The organism is Actinoallomurus sp. CA-150999 (genome assembly GCF_050942425.1).
GTDB lineage: Bacteria > Actinomycetota > Actinomycetes > Streptosporangiales > Streptosporangiaceae > Actinoallomurus.
This window is the reverse complement of the sequence record NZ_CP192063.1, coordinates 6,918,453-6,939,409: the sequence shown is the minus strand read 5'-3', so window position 1 is coordinate 6,939,409 and position 20,957 is coordinate 6,918,453. Positions and strand designations below refer to the sequence as shown.

16 protein-coding genes are annotated in these 20,957 nt (G+C 69.7%); 6 read left to right on the top strand and 10 right to left on the bottom strand.

From position 1 onward, the window contains the following. Window positions 1-142 precede the first annotated feature (142 nt). Window positions 143-1,096 carry a ricin-type beta-trefoil lectin domain protein gene (locus ACQP2O_RS32150; protein ID WP_433171598.1) on the top strand — a complete coding sequence of 318 codons (954 nt, stop codon included), beginning with the start codon at window positions 143-145 and terminating at the stop codon, window positions 1,094-1,096. 87 nt (window positions 1,097-1,183) lie between these two features. On the opposite strand, the gene ACQP2O_RS32145 is transcribed toward ACQP2O_RS32150, so the two are convergent. From ACQP2O_RS32145 to ACQP2O_RS32125, 5 genes are all read right to left on the bottom strand, one after another. Further along, the gene (locus ACQP2O_RS32145) at window positions 1,184-1,582 is read right to left on the bottom strand and encodes a PPOX class F420-dependent oxidoreductase (protein ID WP_433171596.1); all 399 of its coding nucleotides are present in this window, start codon (window positions 1,580-1,582) and stop codon (window positions 1,184-1,186) included. A 69-nt stretch (window positions 1,583-1,651) separates the two neighbouring features. Next, complete coding sequence (locus tag ACQP2O_RS32140) at window positions 1,652-2,452, bottom strand: DUF4253 domain-containing protein (protein WP_433171594.1); 801 nt, start codon at window positions 2,450-2,452, stop codon at window positions 1,652-1,654. A gap of 205 nt (window positions 2,453-2,657) precedes the next feature. Beyond that, window positions 2,658-3,476, bottom strand: coding sequence for an SGNH/GDSL hydrolase family protein (locus tag ACQP2O_RS32135; protein WP_433171592.1), 819 nt, complete (start codon window positions 3,474-3,476; stop codon window positions 2,658-2,660). A gap of 154 nt (window positions 3,477-3,630) precedes the next feature. Beyond that, window positions 3,631-4,617: an alpha/beta hydrolase gene (locus ACQP2O_RS32130; RefSeq protein ID WP_433171590.1), complete on the bottom strand. Its 987-nt coding sequence runs from the start codon at window positions 4,615-4,617 to the stop codon at window positions 3,631-3,633. A 214-nt stretch (window positions 4,618-4,831) separates the two neighbouring features. After that, window positions 4,832-7,645, bottom strand: coding sequence for a family 20 glycosylhydrolase (locus ACQP2O_RS32125; RefSeq protein WP_433171588.1), 2,814 nt, complete (start codon window positions 7,643-7,645; stop codon window positions 4,832-4,834). A gap of 248 nt (window positions 7,646-7,893) precedes the next feature. On the opposite strand from ACQP2O_RS32125, the gene ACQP2O_RS32120 reads away from it, so the two are divergent. Then, a complete protein-coding gene (locus ACQP2O_RS32120) occupies window positions 7,894-8,628 on the top strand; it encodes a TetR family transcriptional regulator (protein ID WP_433171586.1) in 735 nt (244 codons plus the stop codon). A 15-nt stretch (window positions 8,629-8,643) separates the two neighbouring features. Here the strand turns inward: ACQP2O_RS32120 and ACQP2O_RS32115 are convergent, their stop codons facing one another. Both ACQP2O_RS32115 and ACQP2O_RS32110 read right to left on the bottom strand, forming a co-directional pair. Then, window positions 8,644-11,649 (bottom strand): NACHT domain-containing protein, encoded by a 3,006-nt coding sequence (locus ACQP2O_RS32115; RefSeq protein WP_433171584.1) that lies wholly within the window; start codon window positions 11,647-11,649, stop codon window positions 8,644-8,646. A gap of 209 nt (window positions 11,650-11,858) precedes the next feature. Further along, window positions 11,859-12,176 (bottom strand): helix-turn-helix domain-containing protein, encoded by a 318-nt coding sequence (locus ACQP2O_RS32110; protein ID WP_433171583.1) that lies wholly within the window; start codon window positions 12,174-12,176, stop codon window positions 11,859-11,861. 51 nt (window positions 12,177-12,227) lie between these two features. Between ACQP2O_RS32110 and map the strand changes: the two genes are divergently transcribed. Further along, window positions 12,228-12,995, top strand: coding sequence for a type I methionyl aminopeptidase (gene map / locus ACQP2O_RS32105; protein WP_433171581.1), 768 nt, complete (start codon window positions 12,228-12,230; stop codon window positions 12,993-12,995). 110 nt (window positions 12,996-13,105) lie between these two features. Here the strand turns inward: map and mctP are convergent, their stop codons facing one another. Next, a complete protein-coding gene (gene mctP / locus ACQP2O_RS32100) occupies window positions 13,106-14,725 on the bottom strand; it encodes a monocarboxylate uptake permease MctP (protein WP_433171579.1) in 1,620 nt (539 codons plus the stop codon). A 4-nt stretch (window positions 14,726-14,729) separates the two neighbouring features. Beyond that, window positions 14,730-14,963: a DUF3311 domain-containing protein gene (locus ACQP2O_RS32095; RefSeq protein WP_360895742.1), complete on the bottom strand. Its 234-nt coding sequence runs from the start codon at window positions 14,961-14,963 to the stop codon at window positions 14,730-14,732. Window positions 14,964-15,379: 416 nt separating this feature from the next. Between ACQP2O_RS32095 and ACQP2O_RS32090 the strand changes: the two genes are divergently transcribed. From ACQP2O_RS32090 to ACQP2O_RS32080, 3 genes are all read left to right on the top strand, one after another. Next, entirely contained in the window at window positions 15,380-17,458 is a 2,079-nt protein-coding gene (locus ACQP2O_RS32090; protein WP_433191227.1) for an anthranilate synthase component I, read from the top strand. Between the two features lie 490 nt (window positions 17,459-17,948). Next, the gene (locus ACQP2O_RS32085) at window positions 17,949-19,202 is read left to right on the top strand and encodes an RNA-guided endonuclease InsQ/TnpB family protein (RefSeq protein ID WP_433171576.1); all 1,254 of its coding nucleotides are present in this window, start codon (window positions 17,949-17,951) and stop codon (window positions 19,200-19,202) included. Then, complete coding sequence (locus ACQP2O_RS32080) at window positions 19,199-20,323, top strand: amidohydrolase family protein (protein WP_433171574.1); 1,125 nt, start codon at window positions 19,199-19,201, stop codon at window positions 20,321-20,323. The genes ACQP2O_RS32085 and ACQP2O_RS32080 overlap by 4 nt, the downstream gene beginning before the upstream one ends. Here ACQP2O_RS32080 and ACQP2O_RS32075 read toward each other — a convergent pair. After that, the gene (locus ACQP2O_RS32075) at window positions 20,320-20,901 is read right to left on the bottom strand and encodes a TetR/AcrR family transcriptional regulator (protein ID WP_433171572.1); all 582 of its coding nucleotides are present in this window, start codon (window positions 20,899-20,901) and stop codon (window positions 20,320-20,322) included. The two genes, ACQP2O_RS32080 and ACQP2O_RS32075, sit on opposite strands and share 4 nt — an antisense overlap. Window positions 20,902-20,957: the final 56 nt, after the last annotated feature.

The window sequence follows — 20,957 nt, the reverse complement described above, 5'->3', positions numbered from 1 at the left end:
ACGGGTCTTTTGACGGGGAGTACGGTCCGTCCAACGATAGTAAGGAAGACTTCCTAACTAACCTCGTGCGCTGGGCTCGGGTGCGGCGGGAGCGCGGGCGCACGGGTCAACCCTGTGACGACTCGCCGCTTACGGAGGCATCATGGTTCGGCGCGCGTTCGGCGCGGCTCTGATCGTCGTCTGTCTGGCGTTCCTCGGCTTGCCGGGTGCCTCGCAGGCATCCGCGGCCTCGAAGACCCAGCAGACGTTCCTGACGTTCTACGGCTGGTGGGACAACACGCCGCCCGGCGGCGACATCTCGTACCCCCAGATTCACGACACGGCCGGTGGCAAGGGCACCTACTCGGATCCGATCACGTTCGCCACGTCAACGGCCGAACTGCCCGCGGGCACGGTCGTGTGGGTCCCGCGCGTACGCAAGTACTTCATCATGGAGGACAGCTGCGAGGAGTGCGGTCAGGACTGGAGCGGCCACGGTCCCAACGGCGGGCCGAAGCTGCGCCATATCGACCTGTGGCTGGGGGGCAAGGGCGGCAGCGCGATGGACGCGATCGACTGCGAGGACGCGCTGACGCACTACAACAGCGACAACACCCCGACCATGGAACCGGTCGTCGTCGACCCTCCGTCCAACGAGCCGTACGATTCGACACCGCTGTTCAACACCGGCACCGGCGAATGCTACGGCGGAGCCAAGCCCCATACGACGGTCGGCCAGTACAAGAACGGCTCATCGAGCCAGTGCATCGACGATCCGGGCAACAGCTCCAAGTCGGGAACCGTGCTCAAGACCGCGTCCTGCAACGGTGCCGCCGACCAGCAGTTCACCTTCCACGGTGCGTTCCTGGTGATCAACAACCTGTGCGCGGCCAACTCCAGCGGCAAGATCGCGCTCAAGACGTGCACCGGCGGACCGTCGCAACAATGGTCGATCAATCCGAACGGCACGATCTCGGATATCCAGACGGGAGAGAAGTGCTTCCGCGCGTCGGGCGGCAACGTGGTCGCGGGCGGCTGCTCGGGTTCGGCGAGCCAGTGGACGTTCACCCCATCGGCGACGACCGGAGAGCGGACAGTCCCGGCTACGAGACGATGACCTGATCGATCGACTCGGCGTCCCGGGGCGGGAGATGGCAGCCGCCCCGGGACGCCGGGCACGCTCAGGCGGCCCGGGTGGATACGGTCACCCGCCGGCGGAGTAGATGACCTTTTCGGGCTGGATGCGCACGGTGATGCGCTGCTCGCCGGGCTGACGGTACGGATACGTGTCGACGCCGAGGTACTTCTTGGCGAGGCCGTCGATGACGTCGTCGGCGCCGTCCTCCTCCAGGTGCGCCTCGCCGGAGACGCTTACGGCGTGGAAGGCGTCGTTCGGGTCGAGGACGCTGATCGAGACCCGGGGATTCCGGCGGAGGTGCCGCTCCTTCGCCCGGCCGATCGCGGTGTTGAAGATGACGTCGTCGCCGTCGACGTCGGCCCAGACGACGGTGCTGTGCGGCGAGCCGTCGGCACGGATCGTCGTCGCCCAGGCGAAGTACGGCTTGCGGAGCAGTTCCTTGGCGTTGTCACTCAGTCTGGACATGTCCCGCCTCCAGTCTGTCGTCCCGTGGCTTGGCGCAGGCTGCGATCCGGGGATTTCCGGTCGCCCGGATCACTCCCACCAAAAGGACCATATATTGCTGCCGCAGATCTGCTCCGCGTGGCCCTCCAGGGTGCCGGCGCCCTGGAGGATGATCTCCGGGCAGAACGTCCAGTGTTCGGCGGCGACGTGCAGTGCGTGCCGGAAGGTCGTCGGCGGGGCGGCGACGCTCAGTTCGAGCGTGTTGAACCCGACCCCGATGAGCCGCGCCCCGAATCGGTCCTCCCAGCTGCGCACCACCGCGGACAGGGGGGCGGTCCAGGGGTTGTGGTGCCGGGCGCCCTGCCAGCCCATGACGGTCAGCGTGTCGGCGCCGCGGGCGACGGGCACCAGGCCGAGGGAACGCTCGCCGAGGACCTCCGCGCATCGGCCGGCGAGGGCGTCCGGATCCTCCTGCAGCTCTCCCGGCGGAGCCAGGCCGGGGGAGTAGCGGCCGAAGGGGGTGACGTCCGCGGCGGGCTCCTCCCATTCGGCCCAGACCTCGGCCATGAAGGCGGCGGCGTCGTACGTGCCGATGTCCTCGACCGGTTCGGGCGCGATCTGACCCATCGACCATGGCTGGGTGGTGTCCTCCAGCATGATCGGCCACAGGCCCGACGCGTGGTGTTCGGCACGCAGCCGAGACCACAGCGCGCACGGCACCGGGTCGTCGCTGATCCAGAACGCCGGTTCCTTGGCCGGCTGGTGCTGGGGGTACCCCGGGTCCGGCCACACTACGTATCCGGACGGAACCATCACGGACAGTGTCCGTCCGGCACCGCCGTCGGGGAAGAGTTCAGCCACTTCTGGCGGCAGCCGTTCGTGATAGTCCATCGCAGTCGCTCCGGCGCCGAGCGGGTCCCGGCGCTGCGGAGATCGTAGTGCGATCGGGCCTGCGGCGCGCGGGCGGCCCGGCCTCTCGACGCCGACGGCTCCGTACGGCCTGACGGGACGTCGGTCGTACGGAGCCGCCGCGGCGAGATCGCCGCGAAGCCTTTACCGGTCGGGCGAGGTGCTCACCGGCCGGGCCGGGCGGGCGTCAGCTCTTCTTGGCCGCCGTGAGGGCCGCGGCCGCGCTGGTGAACACCGGCAGGTATCCGCTCGCGTGGCCGGTCGCCGTGGGGTGGTAGGAGTTGCCGATCGGGATGGTGACCGAGTTGAGCCAGCCGTCGCCCGAGCACAGTTCGTGCCCGGCGAACGTGCTGCGCACGTCGGCGAAGCTGAACCCGGCGTTGGCCGCGCCCTTGCCGATCACGGTGTCGATCTCGTCGGCGCCGGCGTTGAGGGCGGCGTGCTTGGTGTGGCTCATCCCGATGCAGCCGGCGTCGTTGGTGATGTACAGGTGCGGGTAGTCGAGCACGACGACGTGCGCGTTCGGCGCCTTGGACTTGATCGCGGAGAACAGGGTGCTCAGCCGGCCCGGGAGCTGGGTGTCGGCGTAGTTCTTCGCGGTGTTGACCGCGCTCGTGCAGCTCGAGTCGGAGCCCAGCACGCAGGTCTGCATGACGCCGCTGAAGCCGGCGTCGTTGCCGCCGATGCTGATGCTCACCAGCGAGGTGCTCGAGCCGAGCGAACTGAGCTGGTTGTTCAGCACGTCGGTGGTCTTGGCGCCGGAGCAGGCGACGAACTTGAAGGAGGAGGTCGAGTGCGCGGCGGCCCACTTGGCGGGGTAGGCCCTGCTGCTGCGCTGGCAGGTGCTGTCCAGGTCGTACGAGCCGGTGCCGGTACCCGACGAGTAGGAGTCGCCCAGGGCGACGTAGTTGACGGTGGCGGCCGACGCGGAGGAGGCGGCGCCGACCATCGCGGCCGAGACGGTCATCGCGCATGCCGCGGAGACGACGAGGCGGGGGAGTTTCATCGACTCTCCTGAAACGGGGGACGGAGGCTCGACTTACTCAAGCACCGAAATCCCGATTTGAGGAGGAGCCGAAATCGGCCAATTTCATGACCGATTCAGTCGTTGACAGCTGACGAAACGACTGTCAGATTTGTAACTTATTACCTAATGTGGGTTAGGTAATGGCAGGGGTTACCTGCGCGCCGCGGCCCAGCGCTATCAGCGCGAGGTTCCGCAGCGACACCGAGCCCGGCCGCAGGTACTCGCTGTGCTCGGCCGTCCCGGCCGCGAAGACCCGCGCGCCGAAAGCGGACGACACCGGGTCGGTGCCGAACCCCAGGCCGAACATCCGCACGTGCGGGACCAGCCCGATCCAGTCATTCGTGCCGCGCGCCGCCCACACGCGCGCCCGCGTGCCGAGCCCGGCCGCGCTGGACGTCGACATCCCAGGGCTGCCGAAGGCCGCCACGTCGCTCACGGGCAGGCCCTTGACGGCCTCCCCGCACACCACGGACCCGTAGCTGTGGCACAGCAGGGTCGTACGGGCCGCGGGGTTCAGGCGGTGCAGTTCGGCGACGAAACGGCGCAGCCGCGACGCCCCGGTGTCCGCCCGGAAGTCGGTGATGACCCCGGCGCTCGTGACCTTGGGCGGGCTGTAGCCCAGCCAGGCGACGACGGCCAGGTGCGGATCCGGCTCGTCCTGCCGGGCCTGGTCGAACAGGGCCCGCGCCCCGCCGCCGGGCGTGGAGTACGGCCGGTGCCCGCGCACGTCGAACGTCGTCAGCGTCGTGTCGGCGCCCGGCACCAGGATCGCCACCCGGCGGGCATGGGCCAGGTCGCCGAGGACCTCGACGGCACGGCCGGTGCCGCGCGCGTCGAAGGAGAGGAACTGCCGGCCCGGCGTGAGTAGACGGCTCAGCGACCGGGCCATCGCGAAGTCCTGGATCCGGCGGGCCGTCTTCAGCGCTCCACCGATCGCGCGGCGGTTCGCCTTGTAGCGGGCGGCGAGGGTGGACACCGACAGCGCCGGCAGCGCGTCCGGTTTGGCGTACATGTTGACGCGCCCCGCGCCCAGGGTCGTCACCCAGATCGCGATGACCACCGCGACGGCCGCCAGGCACCTGCTCAGACCGCGGGTACGAGGCAGTCGAGGTGTGATCATATGGGGGATCCTCCAGGGAAGCGCGTACGGCGGAGCGGGGACCGGATACCGGCGAAGCCGGGTTTCCACCCCGCCGACCGGTCTCTGGGAGAGCCCCCACGCGGCACCGCGCCACAGCATAGGCCACGTTGACCGGGACGAATACCGTGGTGGTGCCGCCGGAAAGTGAGACGGGCGACCGGGGACTTTTGTTCGCCCGGCCGCCCGACCGATCTTATTGGACGAGCGTCCAGGAGGTGGGGGACGTGTCCGGGGCGGCCGACGTGTTGGCGTGGGCCGCCCGGTAGATCTCACCCTGATAGTCCACCAGGGCACCCGCCGGGAAGGCAGTGCCGGTCTTCCAGACCGGCAGGCCGACCGGCGAGATCCGGCTGCTCCGCCCGTCGGCGGCGCGGGTGCGCAGCAGCACGGTCGGTCCGGCCTTCACCGGGCCGCCGTACCGCTTCCAGGAGACGCCGTCGGCGGAGTACTCGATCGCCAGGCCCGGGTTACGGACGTTGGCGGTCAGCGTCCCGCCCTGCACCTGCCCGCCCGGCAGCGGGATGCGGTAGTTCACCCCGACACCCGGCAGCCCGACGGGCTTGTAGAAGGACAGCAGCGGGAAGGTCGCCTGTCCGAGCGTGTTCTCGAACACGCTCCACGCCGCCGGCATCTGCGCGGTGTTCGGCGTGTCGCGGTTCCAGGCGCGCTCGGCCACGCCGAGGAGCTTCGGGAACGCCTGGTACTCCCGGATCCCCTGCGCCTTGCCGTTCTCGGCCCACAGCTGGGCCTCCATCCCGAGGATGTTCTTGCGTCCCGCGGGCGTGAGCTTCTCCCAGCTCGGGTCGGGCTTGATCGGGTTGCCCCACCGGTCCTCGGTCGCGCTCGCGTACACGTCGTACGGCTGGTACGTGAAGGTGTTCTTCTCGTCGACGAAGTTGGCCCAGTAGTAGCCCGGCTCGTTCGGGTCCTTGTTGTACGGCATGTCCAGGTAGAGGTTGGTCGCGTGCGCCAGGATCACCGGCTGCCCGTTGTTGGCGAAGTGGTACGCCCAGGCCTCCCGGCCCCAACCCCACACGTTCTGCCAGGGCAGCGCGATGAAGTGGTCGAGTTTCAGCGTCCGCGGGTCGTCGCGGACGACGTCCTCCCATCCAGCGGTCGTCGGCGCGGCCGTCAGCGCGATCCGGTTCCACTTCGTGAAGAAGTAGTTCATCAGCGCGGCGTCGTCCTTGCCGGTGGTATCCGGGTTGCTCTTGCACGCCGGTGAACCCTGCCAGCGGTTCGGGCCCGGCGGCTCGTCACCGCCCAGGTTGAAGGTGCCGAGCGTCGCCCCCGCTCTGGCGTACAGGCCCTTCACTTCGGTCACGACCTTGGAGAGGAACGCGTACGTGCTCGGCAGGCACGGGTTGACGAGGTTGTCGGTGTAGCCCTGAACGCTCTTGTGCTGAGACGTGTCGTTCGGGTCCAGCAGCCGGTACGTCGCGTCCCCGGTCCGCTGGTAGCGGTGTTCCATCGACTGCACCGCGGCCCGCGCGTGCGCCGGGAAGTCGAACTCCGGGACGACCTGGATGTGCCGCCGGGTGGCGTACTTGAGGATCTCGGTGAAGTCCGCGGTGGTGTAGTAGCCGCTGCCCTTCCCGACGAAGTTCAGGGTGTCCTGCTCGAAGCCCTGGTACGCCGGCGTGCGGCCGAGGTTGGCCTCGGTCTCACTGCGGGCCTTGCCCGTGACGCCGTCGCCGCCTCCCAGGTCGTTGCCCGATCCCATACCCTGGTGCAGCTGCGTCTTCTGGGCGGGGTCCAGGCCGCGGTGCGCTCCGAAGCCGGTCAGGTCGGGAAGCCCGGGGATCTGCAGCCGCCAGCCCTCGTCGTCGCTGAGGTGGAAGTGCAGCCGGTTCAACTTCAGGTACGACATCAGATCGAGGAACTTCTCGATCGTCTGCTTGCTCTCGAAGTGCCGCGCCACGTCGATGCCGAGGCCGCGGTAGCCGAAGAGCGGGGCGTCCGCGATCGTCGCCTGGGGCACGTCCACCGTCGACGGCTTGGCGCCGCGGGCCGCGGCCTCGTAGGCCGAGGCGGGGATGAGCTGGCGCAGCGTCTGCACGCCGTACAGCACGCCCGCCGGATCCGCGCCGACGATGTCGACGCCGCCGGCGGTCGAGCGCAGCGTGTAGCCCTCGGCGTCCGCCTTGCCGTCGTGGTCGACGTCCAGCTTCGGGTCGACCGACAGCCGTACGGCGGCCCCGCCCTTGCCGCCGCCCTTGAGCACGTCGCCGAGCGCCGAACGCAGGTAGCCCGCCTCGCCGGACAGCGCGGCCGAATTGCGGATCTCCGTTCCTCCGCCGAGCGTCACCGTGCCTCGGCCGGCGGTGGCCGACAGAGGCTGCGGGAGGAGCCGCTGCTGGAGGGTGAGGTTCGCCCGCTGCGCGGTGTTGTCGGCGAAGCGCGTCGCCGCCGTCTGTTCCGGCCGGTTGTCGCCGGAGAACGCCTTGGTCTGCTTCGGATCCGCCGGATCGAGCAGGACCTTGGCGGGCACCCACTGCGCGGGCCCGCCGCCGAACGAGATGCTCCAGCCCGCGGGCGCGTCGGTCTTCTGGATCGCCCAGAGCTCGAAGTCGATGTCGATCGGGCGGCGCTCGCCCGGACCGAGGGGCTTGAACCCGCTCGTGGGCTTCAGGGCGTACAGGTCGCCGCTCTGCGCGGTGTCCGCCCGCGCCACGGACAGCCCCTGGCCGGCCAGCTGGGCGCGCGCGGTGTCGCCCGCCGCGCCCGGCAGGACGGCCTCCGGCTGGCGCACGGAGTTGAAGTACAGCGCCCAGTCCGTCCCGAGGGCACACCGGCCGCCCCGGTTGGCCAGTGTGATCCGGGCGAGGAAGTACTGCGCGTCGGTGACGGTGTGGTCGATCGGCTGGAAGGTGACCGACAGGTCGCGCCCGCGGGGATGGCAGGCGCTGGTCACCGCGTGCGCGGGTGCCGTGGTGAAGACGAAGGATGAGGTCAGCGCCGTAGCCGCCAGCAGGCGGAGCGCTGCCGATCTGATCGGGGTGCTCATGGTGGGAAGTGCCGCTCTCCTGGGAGTTCGGTAAGGGCCATCGTCGGCGATGGTGGGAACGTGCGGAGGACGCAGCGGGGCGAGGACGTGGTCAGGGACCGTCACGCGGCCAGGGCCGAGACATGGATAGGAAACTAACCTGTTCATTTCTTGGCGTGTAGGGAGTCCGCTGACCTCGTTCGGCCATGAAGATTCGCGTCAGGGCCTCTGACGAGGAGGGTCAGCGGGGGCCGACTAGTCTCAGAGATGTGATCAAGGGCGCACGAGACGAGGAGACCGCTCCGCGCGGCGACGACCCCCCACCCACGGCCGCCGTGCGAGCGAGCGTGCCCGCCCCGGCCGCCGGTGCGTCGAACACGCAGGCGAGCGCGCCCGCTCCGGCCGCCGGTGCGTCGAACACGCGGGCGGGCCGCGACCCGCGCCGCCGCCGGGCCCTGCTGGAGGCCGCCGACCGGATCATCCTCCGCGAGGGACCGGAGGCCTCGATGGCCGCCATCGCCGCCGAGGCGGGCATCAGCAAGCCAATCCTCTACCGCCACTTCGGCGACAAGTCCGGCCTTTACCAGGCCCTCGCCGAGCGGCACACACGCGTGCTGATGGACGCCATCCGCACCGCCTTCCTACGCCCCGGCGACATCCGCACCCGATCCCGCGCGGCCATCGACACCTACCTCGCCGCCATCGCCGCCAACAGGCACGTCTACCGCTTCCTCGTGCACCGGGCCAGCGCCGAGGACACCGCCACGCACAGCGCGATGGGCACGGTCATCCGCGGCCTCGGCGGCGAGATCGCCGAGATCATCCTCCGCGAGGGCCTCCTGCCCGACCCGGTCCGCGTCCACATCTGGAGCCACGCCACCGTCGGCATGGTCCAGGCCGCGGGAGAGTGGTGGCTGGACAACCCCGACGTCCCCCGCGAGACCGTCACCGACAGCATCGTCGCCCTCCTCCTCGACGGCCTCCCCGACATCACCCGCCGCTGAGGAGACGCGCCCGGCTCAGGGCCCGTCGGCGAGTGAGGCCAGCGGCAGGCCCAGCCCGGTGAACGCCCGCTTGGCGTACGCCGTCAGCTGCTGATCCGACCGGACCGTCTCCCCGAAATGCGTGGCGACCTGCATCAGCCACTCACGCGGCAGGCGCTCCGCGTCGAGCGCGAGCTGGCGAAAGATCATCCTGAACACGGACACGTTCTTCCAGGCGGCGGCGGCCTTCAGGCAATCGACGTAGCAGCCGACGAGATCCGCGTCCGGCGTCTCCGGTGAAGCGGTCAGAGCCAGCAGTCGCGTGAGGAGATGCGCGGCGGAGGGGCTTGCGCCGGTCTCCGGCAGGACGGTGAACATGCCGACAAGGGGGCCCAGGTCCTCGGCGGCATGGAGCAGGGTGGCGCTGGGGACGCCGCACGTGAAGAGGGTCTCGAGCTGGATCTCCTCAAAGTTCATGAACCCCGCCGGTCCGCCGCTGAGCCATGCCGGGTCGGCGGAGTACAGCACCGGGGTGCCGATGGTGACGTGGAGGTCTCGTTCCTCGTTCTGATGCCACACCCGCTCCAGACGGAGCGTTTCGGCCAGGCTGAAGAAGGCCTCGTCGGTCAGCTGCGAACGCCAGAGCAGGGCCAGGGCGTGCCAGTCCTTGAGGGGGAACGCGGCGGCGGGGAACAGCGCGCTCGCCGTGATCGGGTCTCCGGCGACCGCCAGCAGGGTGACCAGGTTGGCCGCGTACGTGGCGTGCCGGGCCGGCACGCTCAGGCGGATCGGAGCGTACTCGGTGTGGCGGTCGTGGGCGCGGGAGTCGAGTGCCGTGCGGAAGTAGGTGAGAAGCAGCTCTGACACCGAGTCGCGGTGTGGTTTCACCATCGACTGCAGGAAGTCCACGGTCGGACGGCGGATCGTGAGCGGCGCGAAGGACAGCAGGGCATGCAGGAATCCGTCATCCGGCGTCGCCTGCCGGGCTCGGCCGGACCCGCGTGCGGCGTCGTCCGCAAGGCGGGCCAACTCATCGGCGGTCAGGCGCGCGATCAGGTATTCGCCGAAGGTCGCGTGCAGGAACTCGCAGGTGGTCAGGCGTACCTGGCCGCGCAGCGCCTGGGCCTGGTGGACGAAGAAGAACCGGCCGACGACCGTCTGGGCCGAGGTCAAGGGCGCGTACGTGCCGGTCGTCCCGCCGTCGTCACCGAGCAGCGCCTTCAGGTCTGCGTTGAGCTCATCCTCGGTCACCCACTGGCGGCCCCGGTTGAACATGGCGAACGCCGTGACGGACAGCCGCAGAAACTCCTCCTCGACGGCCCGGCGCTGCTGCCTCTCGTCGAGCGAAGCCCCCGACTTGGCGACCTCCCGCTCCGCGAAACGGGTCAGCAGCCGCTCGTACAGCTCTGCCCGGTCGAGCCGTCCGGACTCCCGCTGCAGCGCGTTGCCGTCGGCGTCGTACAGGGCGAGCATCATCAGCAGGAGCGGCTGTTCGGCCAACTCCCGAGGGGCGACGGCGGGCGGAAGCGGGCGCAGCCCACGCTCGGCGAAGTAGGCCGCGTTCGTGTCGTTCCATACCTCCAGCCAGCGGCCGACCTGCTCCCCGTCGAACGGCTCCAGGCGTACCGCGACCGCGCCCTCGGCCGGTACGCGCACGCGGTCGGCGACGGCCGTCCGGCTGGTGACCAGCACGGCAACCGGCCGTCCCTGATCGGCCTCACGCTCCTGGAACCGTACGAGCTTCTCGAGATAGTCGGATTGGCTCACCCCCGTCGCCTGGAGCAGCTCGTCGAAGCCGTCCAGCAGGACGACCGGCAACGCGCCGTCGGCACTGCGAGCCAGGTCGGTCCACGTCAGCCGCTCTCCGGTGGCGGCCCGGACGGCGTGCTCGATCTGCGTCTGGACGTCCGTATCCGCCGGGACCTCCCGGAGCACCACCCGTACGACCAGGAAGTCGGAGGCCGGCAGCCGGGCCGCGAGGATCTTGGTGAGCACCGACTTGCCGGACCCGGGCTGGCCGAGCAGCAGCAACGGCCGCTGTACGGCGTCCGGGGAGGTCAGGTGGCCCGCGAGATACTCGTACAGATCGACTCTCACCGGCCGGTCGCCCCACCATCCCTCGTGATCAGGCCGAGCGGTCTGGCCGAGCCCCGACACCCGGAAGCGATGGTCGATGTACGCCTCACCGAGGGACGGGATGCGCAGGCCGTCCGGGACGTCCCCGGATCGGAGCACGCTTCTCTTGAGTTCGGCCCGGTACTCGCGCGCCAGCGCGGTCCGCCGCTCGTCCGGCACGCGTCCGGTGCGGATGTCGGCGATCAGGCGTTCCAGCCCGGCGAGGCCCGACCGCAGCTCGTTCCGGGTCGCCTGGTGATCGGTGAGGTTGATCCAGAAGGCGACCTCGGGGAATTCCGCCGCCAGGCGCCGGAGCGACTCCTCATAGCCCCGGACCGCCCGATCGGGAACGTCATGGCTCAGGATTCGGATGAGCCGGACGCGGCCGGTCTCGTCGACCGAGTCCCAGAGCGCCAGCCCGGGCAGGAAGTCGGCCAGGTACCCGGAGAGGCCGCCGTAATAGTCCCGGAGCCGCCGGATGGATTCCTCGTAAGGCCGATGCGGGGCGACTCCCGGCACATCGAGGTGCAGAATGCCGCGGGTGGCCGCCTTGAGGATGTTGGAGCCGGCGGCCTCTCCGGCAGCCAAGGCGAGCTGCTCCGATCGGTCGAGTCCGAGATCGGGTAGGCCCGCATCGGCGACCGCTTCGAAGAAAGCCGTCAGGGCGATGATCGTGTGCGCCGCCTCGAGCCGTTGGGTGCGGTCGAACCGGCCGAGCCCGTTGACCTTGTCGCGCAGGTTCTTGACCAGCTCACCGCTGACCCGTGCCAGCTCCCCCTTGGCGTCGAACAGGGCCAGGATGAAGTTCGGGCTCACGGTCGTCGCCGCGAGGAGCGCGCCGCCCAGTACGTTGTCGATGGTGGTCACGATCCTGCCGTCGCCGCCGAGCAGCTTGACGGCGTCGGAGTAGGACAGCGATCGGGCCATGCGCGCTCCAGCGGGTGTCGGGGGAGCCCCATCGTTTCAAAAGACCGGCCATGTTGACCTTGACCTTTGGGGAAGCCGCACAGTGACCTTGCCGGGCGTCCCGCCAGTGTGAAGCGCCTGCTGCGTCCTCCTGCTCGAGGCTGCCCTCGTGTCCCCGGGACGGCTCGACCCGGGCCCTCGCCGCCGCCTGGCCCGGCCCCGCCGAACCGTTACCCTGCGGCTCTGCGCACGCCGTCGGCCAGGGTGTCCGCGACGGCTTCGCCCGTGGCTTCGGCGGCCGTGTCGGGCGGGCTGACCTGAGCCAGCAGTCCGTCGAGTGACAGTTCCAGAACCCCGGCGACGGCGACGACCGTGAAGAAGGCCGGTGTGGGGATACGGCCCCTCTCGATCTTCCGCAGAGTCTCGGGGGAGATCCCGGCCCGGAGTGCCACGTCGGTGATGCTGCGTGAACCCCTGGCCTCGCGCAGCAGGTCGCCGAGCCGTTCCCCGCGCAGGCGGTCGGCGATCGACAGCGGTTCTCGTACCATGGGCCCAATACTAATACCGGTATAGTTATTGGAACGCAGAGGAGGCAGAAGTTGATCGAGCTCAAGACCGCCGGCGAGATCGAGGTGATGCGCGAGGCCGGCCGGGTGGTCGCGGCGGTGCACGCGCAGGTCCGGTCGCACGCGGCCGCCGGGGTGTCCCTGCGCGAGCTCGACGAGCTGGCCCGCCAGATCATGCATGAGGCGGGGGCCGGATCGTCCTTCCTCGGCTACCATCCGTCGTTCGGCGCGATGCCCTACCCCGGCGTGATCTGCACCTCGGTGAACGAGGTCATGCTGCACGGCCTGCCCACCGGCTACCGCCTCCGTGACGGTGACCTGTTGAGCATCGACTGTGGCGCCCACATCGATGGCTGGCACGCCGACGGGGCTGTCAGCTTCTGCGTCGGCCAGGGCCGCCCGGGCGACGGCGACCTGATCGGGACGGCCGAGCGTATGCTGGCCGCCGGGATCAAGGAGGCCGTGCCGGGCGCGCGGCTGGGCGACATCGGCCAGGTCATGTCCCGCATCGGCCGCATGGCCGGCTACGGCATCCAGAACGACTTCGCCGGCCACGGCATCGGGCGGGCCATGCACGAGGGCCCGTTCGTGCCCAACGAGGGCCGCCCGGGGCACGGCATGCGGCTCCGCCCCGGCCTGGTCATCGCCATCGAGCCGAGCCTGATGGCCGGAGGCGGGGACGACTACGCGATGGCCGAGGACGGCTGGTCCCTGCGCAGCGGCGACGGCAGCCGTACGGTCCACGTCGAGCACTCGGTGGCCGTCACCGACGACGGGCCGGTCGTCCTGACCCTCCCCTGACGCCCGATGAGATGGGCGGGGGCGGGTTCGGAGTACTTCCCGCGGCCGGAAGACGCCGACGGCGGCCGTCCCCGCACGGGAACGGCCGCCGCGGCCTCACTCCGGAACCGTCAGGTGAGCTCGGCTTCGATCTCGCGGCTGCCGGCCGAGACCTTGGGGTCGCCTTCGTCGGCGTAGTAGTCGTCCGCGCGGGTGGCGTCGACGCCGTCGGCGGTCTTGAGCGCCTTGAGGACGAGCGTCGCGACGATGGCGACGACCAGGTTCACGAGGAGGGCGAGCATGCCCACGTACACCGTCAGCTTGGTGTCGAACCCGAGGTCGCTCAGCGGGTACGCCGAACCGCCGAAGTGCACCTTCTTCGTCGCCGGGTTCGGGATGCGGTACAGCATCCACAGGCCCGCGACGAGGCCCGCGATCAGACCGGCCACCAGCCCGCCGCGGTGGAACCAGCGGGTGATCAGGCCGAGCCCGACCGCCGGGAGCGTCTGCAGGATGATGACGCCGCCGATCAGCTGCAGGTCGATGGAGAACTGCGGGTCGAGCAGCAGGATGCAGGCGACCGCGCCGACCTTGACGACCAGCGAGACGAGCTTGCTGACCTTCGCCTCCTGGGCCTCGGTCGCGTCCCGGCGGAAGTACTCCCGGTAGATGTTGCGGGTGAACAGGTTGGCGGCGGCGATCGACATGATCGCGGCGGGCACGAGCGCGCCGATGCCGATCGCTGCGTACGCGACGCCGGTGAACCAGCTCGGGAACATGTGGTCGAACAGCAGCGGGACGATGGTGTTGCCGTCCACCTTGCCCTTGGTGGTGATCGGCTTGATGCCGGCGGCGATGGCCATGAAGCCGAGCAGCGCGATGAGGCCGAGCACGAAGCTGTAGGCCGGCAGCGCGGCCATGTTCCGCTTGATGACGTTGCGGTTCTTGCTGGCCAGCACGCCGGTGACGCTGTGCGGGTACAGGAACAGCGCCAGCGCCGAGCCGAGCGCGAGCATCGCGTAGTTGAGCTGGTTGTTCGCGTTGAGCAGGGTGCCGTCGGCGGGGGCGGGCGTCTTGTCGAACTTCGCCTGCGCCGCGCCGAAGATGTGGCTCCAGCCGCCCAGCTTGTGCGGGATGTAGAACACCGCGACGATGATCACGAGGTAGATCAGCGCGTCCTTGATGAACGCGATCAGCGCCGGGGCGCGGAGGCCGGACTGATAGGTGTAGGCCGCCAGGATCGCGAACGCGATGATGATCGGCAGATGGCCGGTCACGCCCATCGCCTTGAGCGTCGCCTCGATGCCGACGAGCTGCAGCGCGATGTACGGCATGGTCGCGACGATGCCGGTGATGGCGATCAGGAGTGCGAGCAGCGGCGACCCGAACCGCGCGCGGACGAAGTCGGCGGGCGTGACGAAGCCGTGCACGTGCGACACCGACCACAGGCGGATCAGCACGAGGAAGACCAGCGGGTAGACGACGATCGTGTACGGGACGGCGTAGAAGCCGGCCGCGCCCGCGCCGAAGACGAGCGCGGGCACCGCGACGAAGGTGTACGCGGTGTAGAGGTCGCCGCCGATGAGGAACCAGGTGATCCACGAGCCGAAGCTGCGCCCGCCCAGACCCCACTCGTCGAGGGAGTGCATGGTGTTCGGGCGGCGCCAGCGGGCGGCCACGAAGCCCATCACGCTGACGAGGAGGAACAGGAACCCGAAAACGATGATCTCGGTGAGGTGCCGACCGGTCATCGGGTCAGCCCTCCTTCGAGCCGGAGCCGCCGCGCGTCATCAGGTACACCACGGTCGTGCAGCCGACGCCGAGGATGATGAACGCGAACTGGACCCAGTAGAAGAAGGGGAATCCGGCCAGCCGTGGCTCGTTCTTGTTGAACAGGAATGTCAGCAGCGGCACGACGACCGGAAGGACGAGCAGCCAGTTCCAGGGGCTGCGGTCGCGGCGGCGCGGCCCGGGGTTGGTCTCGGCCAACGGTCCTCCTCGTTGATGAAACACGCGGGAACGCTGCCCGGAGGACATTCCGGACAGCGTTAATGGGATTTCTTAACACAAATTTCACCAGCGCCAAGTCTCGGTTCGGTCTCAGCGCTGTACGGCTTCGGCCTCTGCCTGCCGTCCTGGTCACGACGGGTGCGGCGCCGCGCGGCATCCGGTGGCGTGGCCGGTCGCGACCGGGTAGCCTTCGACCTATGCGAACCCGGACAACCCAGTGGTGGTGGCGCCGCTAGGCGGCGCGGGTTACGCATTCTCTGACACCGCAGCGACCGCCTTCGTCCGGCGGTCGTGTCACCCTCTCCGCCGGGAGAAGGCCCGATATCAAGGGGCCGATCGTGGAGACGACGACCGAATATGTGACGGCCGGCGGCATACACGTCACACGTACCGATATGCCGGTGGACTCCGCGCGCAAGAGCGACGCGCTCGACGCGCTCGTCCAGGCCGTGGGAGACCGCCGGGGCGGCGTGCTGAGCTCGGGCATGGAGTACCCCGGCCGCTACAGCCGGTGGCACATGGCGTACATCGACCCCTGCCTGGAGATCGTCGCACGGGGCCGCCGGCTCACGGTCCGCGCGCTGAACGACCGCGGCCGCGTCCTCCTGCCCGCCGTCTCCGAGGCCGTCGCCGCCACCGGCGAACCCGCGGACATCCCCGACGGCGTCGAGGTCTTCGTCCCCTCCACCGACGAGGTCTTCACCGAGGAGGAGCGCAGCCGCCGGCCCACCGTCTTCACCGCCCTGCGCGCCGTCACCGACCTGTTCCGCGGCGACGACCCGCACCTCGGCCTGTACGGCGCCTTCGGCTACGACCTGGCGTTCCAGTTCGAGCCGATCCGGCTGACCATCGACCGACCCTCCGACCAGCGCGACCTCGTCCTCCACCTCGCCGACCAGATGATCGTGGTCGACCGTAAGCGCGAGACCTCGGCCCGCATGTCGTACGACTTCGAGATCGGCGGTGTCAGCACGCGCGGCCTGCCGAGGACCACCGAACCGACCCCGGCGGCGCGGCCCCGCGAGCTGCCGCCGCAGCCGAGGCCCGGCGCGTACGCCGAGGTCGTCCGCGAGGCCAAGGAGAAGTTCATCCGCGGCGACCTGTTCGAGGTCGTGCCGGGCCACGTCATGTACGGGCCGTGCGACTCCCCGGCGGCCTTCTTCGAACGACTACGGGTCACGAACCCGGCCCCCTACGAGTTCTTCTTCAACCTCGGCGAGGGGGAGTTCCTCGTCGGCGCGTCCCCGGAGATGTTCGTGCGCGTCACCGGCGACCGGGTCGAGACCTGCCCGATCTCCGGGACGATCCGGCGCGGCGGCGACCCGCTCGAGGACGCCGACAACATCCGCGAACTGCTCAACTCGGCCAAGGACGAGTCCGAGCTCACCATGTGCACCGACGTCGACCGCAACGACAAGTCGCGGGTCTGCGTCCCTGGCAGCGTCAAGGTGATCGGCCGGCGGCAGATCGAGATGTACTCCCGGCTGATCCACACCGTCGACCACATCGAGGGCCGGCTGCGCCCGGGCTACGACGCGCTCGACGCGTTCCTCACCCACATGTGGGCGGTCACCGTGACCGGCGCGCCGAAGACCTGGGCGATGCAGTTCATCGAGGACCACGAGGACACCCCGCGGCGCTGGTACGGCGGCGCCGTCGGCTGCATCGGCTTCGACGGCTCGATGAACACCGGCCTGACGCTGCGCACCGCCCAGATCCGCGACGGCGTCGCCGCCGTACGGGCCGGGGCGACCCTGCTGTACGACTCCGACCCGGACGCCGAGGAGCGCGAGACCTACTTGAAAGCGAGGGCGCTGCTCGAGGCGCTGTCGCCGACGGGGGAGGATTCCGCCGGCGCCGCCGCGCGCGAGCGCGTCGGTGAGGGGCTGACCGTCCTGCTCGTCGACCACCAGGACTCCTTCGTCAACACCCTCGCCGACTACTTCCGGCAGCAGGGCGCGGACGTGACGACGCTGCGGTTCGGATTCCCCGACAAGATGCTCGACGAGATCCGGCCCGACCTGGTCGTGCTGTCCCCGGGTCCCGGCCGGCCGTCGGACTTCGACACCGCCGCCCTGCTCGACGCCGTCTACGCCAGGGACATCCCGTCCTTCGGCGTCTGCCTCGGGCTGCAGGCCATGGTGGAACACGCCGGCGGGGAGCTCGCCCTGCTGCCCGAGCCGGCGCACGGCAAGCCGGGCCGCGTGGCGGTCACCGGCGGTGAGCTGTTCGCCGGACTGCCCGCCGAGTTCACCGCGGCCCGCTACCACTCGCTCCATGCCAAGGCCGGCCAGGTCCGCGGCGACTTCACGGCCACGGCGATGCTCGACGACGTTGTCATGGCCATCGAGGACCCGGCGCGCCGCCGGTGGGCGGTGCAGTTCCACCCGGAGTCCATCCTGACCGCGACCGGCGAGACCGGGCACCGGATCATCACCAACCTGCTGCGGCTCTGCCGCAAGACCCCGCGCTGACGCCACCAGGGCATGCGGAGCGGCCGGATGGGGCGCGCACCGGGCCGCGAGACCCGACCCGCGGGCCGATGCGCGGGCCATGAACACTCCCCGGCATGGCCGAACCCGTGCCGGGGCCTTGTTCAGCATTTTCTGGCCGGAAATCCCAACCCGTCACGTGGGTAGGCTGACAGTGCCCCGGCGGCTTGCGAGGAACCCCCGGGTCTTCACTTCAGGCCCGGGAGGAATCGCATCCTGATCTTTGCGGTGCGAAGCGCCGCAGCAGTGTTCTGGAGTGCGGCCCGCTCCGCTCAGGTTGGGCACTCCTGATCGCCAGGGTCCTTGGCGATCGCCGGTGGGACACGCTCGCCTGAGGCGGCGAAGTGGGAAGGGACCTGGAAGCGGCCGCCCTGCAGGTATGTGGAATGCGTCCGGAAGTCCGTGTTTCTCTTGTGAATATGAGTTCGATTTCCCGGTGCAGTGACATAAAGCGATGGTATCGTTACGGATCGTGAAGGTCGTGGTGCAGGTGAAGCTGATGCCGACGCTTGTGCAGGCGGCGGGGCTGAAGCAGACCCTGCGCACGGTCAACGAGGCCGCGTGCTGGGTGTCTGGTGTGGCGTTCGAGTGCGGGGTGCCGCGTGAGTATGAGCTGCGCAGGCACACTTATGCCGAGCTGAGGGAGCGTGGTCTGGGTGCGCAGGTTGCGCAGCATGTGATCAAGAAGGTGCGGGACGCCTACACCAGCCTGCACGCCAACCTGCGGGCGGGGAACCTGGGCAAGAAGGGTTCCAAACGCTGGGTCAGGGCCGTCTCCAAGCCGATCGCCTTCCGGCCTCAGGCCGCGCAGCCGTTTGATGATCGGTGTCTCAGCTGGCAGTACGACGCGCAGACCGTGTCGATCTGGACGATGGCGGGCCGGTTGAAGGGCGTGCGGTTCGCGTGTTCACCGAACGCGCTCAAGCAGCTGATCGCCCACCGTAAGGGCGAGAGTGATCTGGTCGAACGCGACGGTGTTTTCTATCTGGTCGCCACGTGTGAGGTGCCCGAGGCCGAGACTTGTGAGCCGGGCGGGTTCGTCGGGGTGGATTTGGGAATCGTCAACATCGCGACCACCTCCACCGGTTTCCGGGCCGCCGGGCGCAAGCTGAACCGTTACCGCAAGCGGCAGCTCGCGTTTCGGGCCAAGCTGCAGAAGAAGGGCACCAAGTCCGCCAAGCGGCTGTTGAGGAAGCAGCGCCGGAAGGAATCACGGCGGGCCAAGGACGTCAACCATTGTGTTTCCAAGACGATCGTGACCGAGGCTGAACGCACCGGACGCGGGATCTCCCTCGAAGAGTTGACGGGGATCCGTGACCGGGTACGGCTCCGTAAGCCCCAACGGGTCGCACTCCACTCCTGGGCCTTCGCCCAACTCGCAGACTTCATCGTTTACAAAGCACGACGCGCCGGGGTCCCCGTCGTGTTCATCGACCCGGCCTACTCTTCCCAACAGTGCGCCGAGTGCGGGCATGTCGACCGGCTCAACCGGATCTCTCAAGCATTGTTCACCTGCCGGGGCTGCGGCGTCGTTGCGCACGCGGACCGGAACGCTTCCCGCGTCCTGGCCCGAAGAGGCCAAGAGGCGTGGGACGCGGGGCGGAAGTCACACGTCCCAGCCACCAGCCCACCCAACCTGATGGCCAAGACGCGGCAGAGCACCTCACAGCCAGTGAGGCTCCAGCTGCAAGCCCGGTCCTTTGAAGACCGAGAAGCTGACGAGTGACGGCAGGCGACGCGCTCATCGAGGCCCTGGCGATGCCGCTCGTCGACCACCACTGCCATGGCGTGCGCCGCGACGACCTGACTCGCGCCGCCTTCGAAGGGCTCATGACCGAAGGCGGCCCGTCGCCGGCCGGCACCACGCACTTCGACACCCCCGTCGGCCTGGCGATCCGGTGCTGGTGCGCGCCCGTCCTCGGCCTCGAACCATACGCACCCCCGGCCGCCTACCTCGACCGGCGGGCGGAGCTGGGGGCCGAGGAGGCGAACCGGCGGCTGCTCCGCGCCGCCCGCATCGCCGACTTCTGCGTCGACACCGGCCTGGCCGACGAGGCGCTGCTGACGCCGGAGGAGATGGGCCTTCTCGGCGACGCTCGGTCACATGAGATCGTCCGGATCGAGTCGGTGGCGGAGGAGGTGGCCGGTCGCGGGCGACCGGCGACAGCGTACGCCGCCGAGTTCGCCGAGGAGCTCGCATGGCGCGCGGACCGGGCCGTCGGGCTGAAGACGGTCGTCGCCTACCGGATCGGCCTGGACTTCGACCCGCGCCCGCCGAGCCCCCGGGAGGTGGCGGAGGCGGCCGCGCGTCGGCCCGCCGGGCCGGGACGGCTCACCGACCCGGTGCTGCTGCGGCACGCTCTGTGGACCGCGGCCGAGATCGCGGGCGACTACGGGCTGCCGCTGCAGGTCCACACCGGGTTCGGTGACCCGGACCTGTCGCTGCACCGGGCGAACCCCGCGCTGCTGACCGACTTCATCCGGGCGGTGCCCGCGCCGATCGTCCTCCTGCACTGCTACCCGTACATCCGGGAGGCCGCGTACCTGGCCGCGGTGTTCCCGCACGTGTACGCCGACGTCGGGCTGACGGTCACCCACACCGCCGCGTCGTCGGAGCGAGTGATCGCCGAGGTCCTGGAGCTGGCCCCGTTCCACAAGATCCTGTTCAGCACCGACTGCTACGGCCTCGCCGAGCTGTGCCACCTCGGCGCGCACTACCACCGGCAGGGCCTGACCGCCGTGCTCACCGAGCGCGCAGGGGAGTGGTCGGTGGCCGACGCCGCCCGCATCGCCCGCCTCATCGGCGCCGACAACGCCCGCCGCCTGTACTTTCTCGATTCGGCTTAGTCGGGGTCGCTTGGCCGTAGCCCGGTCAGGACGGTCTGAACGAGGCGGTCACGCGCTGCCGGATCGTGCAGGTCCCTGGCTGCGGCCAAAGCGTGCAGGCAGTAGAGAGTCAGCTCGTCGGTGGGGACATCCCGGCGTACGGCTCCGGCCGCCGCCGCGTCGACGACCAGCTCCTGGACGAATTCGCGCAGGCGCGTGTGGGCCGCGGCGACGTGCTCACCGCTGTGCAGCATGTCGGCGAGGTCACCGTCATGACGTCCGTGATGCGACGTCGCCTCCACGTAGGCGGCCAGCACGACCTCCAGCCGCCGTGGGGCGGATTCGGTCTGGTCGCGAATCCGGAGCAGTTGCTTCAGGTGTTCGTCGATCTGGCGTTCGTGCCAGGCGCGCAGGATGGCTTCGACGTCCGGGAAGTACTTGTACAGCGTCGCCCGCCCGATGCCGACGTCCTTGGCGATCTGGGACATCGTCACGCCGGTCAGCCCATGCGCGGCGACCAGGGCCGCGGTGGCGTCCAGGACGGCCTCGCGGACCGCATCGCGGTGTGTGGCGATGGTCTGGCTCCAGAGTCGCGGCATGTCACTGATCATACGCTCTGGCTTCATGTGAGACAGTTGTATTGATCACGACATCT

Excerpts from the sequence above, each read along its gene's own strand:
- ACQP2O_RS32110 (WP_433171583.1), bottom strand. The coding sequence starts at position 12,176 with ATGGTACGAGAACCGCTGTCGATCGCCGACCGCCTGCGCGGGGAACGG.
- ACQP2O_RS32075 (WP_433171572.1), bottom strand. The coding sequence starts at position 20,901 with ATGCCGCGACTCTGGAGCCAGACCATCGCCACACACCGCGATGCGGTC.
- ACQP2O_RS32150 (WP_433171598.1), top strand. The coding sequence starts at position 143 with ATGGTTCGGCGCGCGTTCGGCGCGGCTCTGATCGTCGTCTGTCTGGCG.
- ACQP2O_RS32130 (WP_433171590.1), bottom strand. The coding sequence starts at position 4,617 with ATGATCACACCTCGACTGCCTCGTACCCGCGGTCTGAGCAGGTGCCTG.
- ACQP2O_RS32125 (WP_433171588.1), bottom strand. The coding sequence starts at position 7,645 with ATGAGCACCCCGATCAGATCGGCAGCGCTCCGCCTGCTGGCGGCTACG.
- mctP (WP_433171579.1), bottom strand. The coding sequence starts at position 14,725 with ATGACCGGTCGGCACCTCACCGAGATCATCGTTTTCGGGTTCCTGTTC.
- ACQP2O_RS32145 (WP_433171596.1), bottom strand. The coding sequence starts at position 1,582 with ATGTCCAGACTGAGTGACAACGCCAAGGAACTGCTCCGCAAGCCGTAC.
- ACQP2O_RS32140 (WP_433171594.1), bottom strand. The coding sequence starts at position 2,452 with ATGGACTATCACGAACGGCTGCCGCCAGAAGTGGCTGAACTCTTCCCC.
- ACQP2O_RS32135 (WP_433171592.1), bottom strand. The coding sequence starts at position 3,476 with ATGAAACTCCCCCGCCTCGTCGTCTCCGCGGCATGCGCGATGACCGTC.
- ACQP2O_RS32115 (WP_433171584.1), bottom strand. The coding sequence starts at position 11,649 with ATGGCCCGATCGCTGTCCTACTCCGACGCCGTCAAGCTGCTCGGCGGC.
- ACQP2O_RS32090 (WP_433191227.1), top strand. The coding sequence starts at position 15,380 with ATGCCGGTGGACTCCGCGCGCAAGAGCGACGCGCTCGACGCGCTCGTC.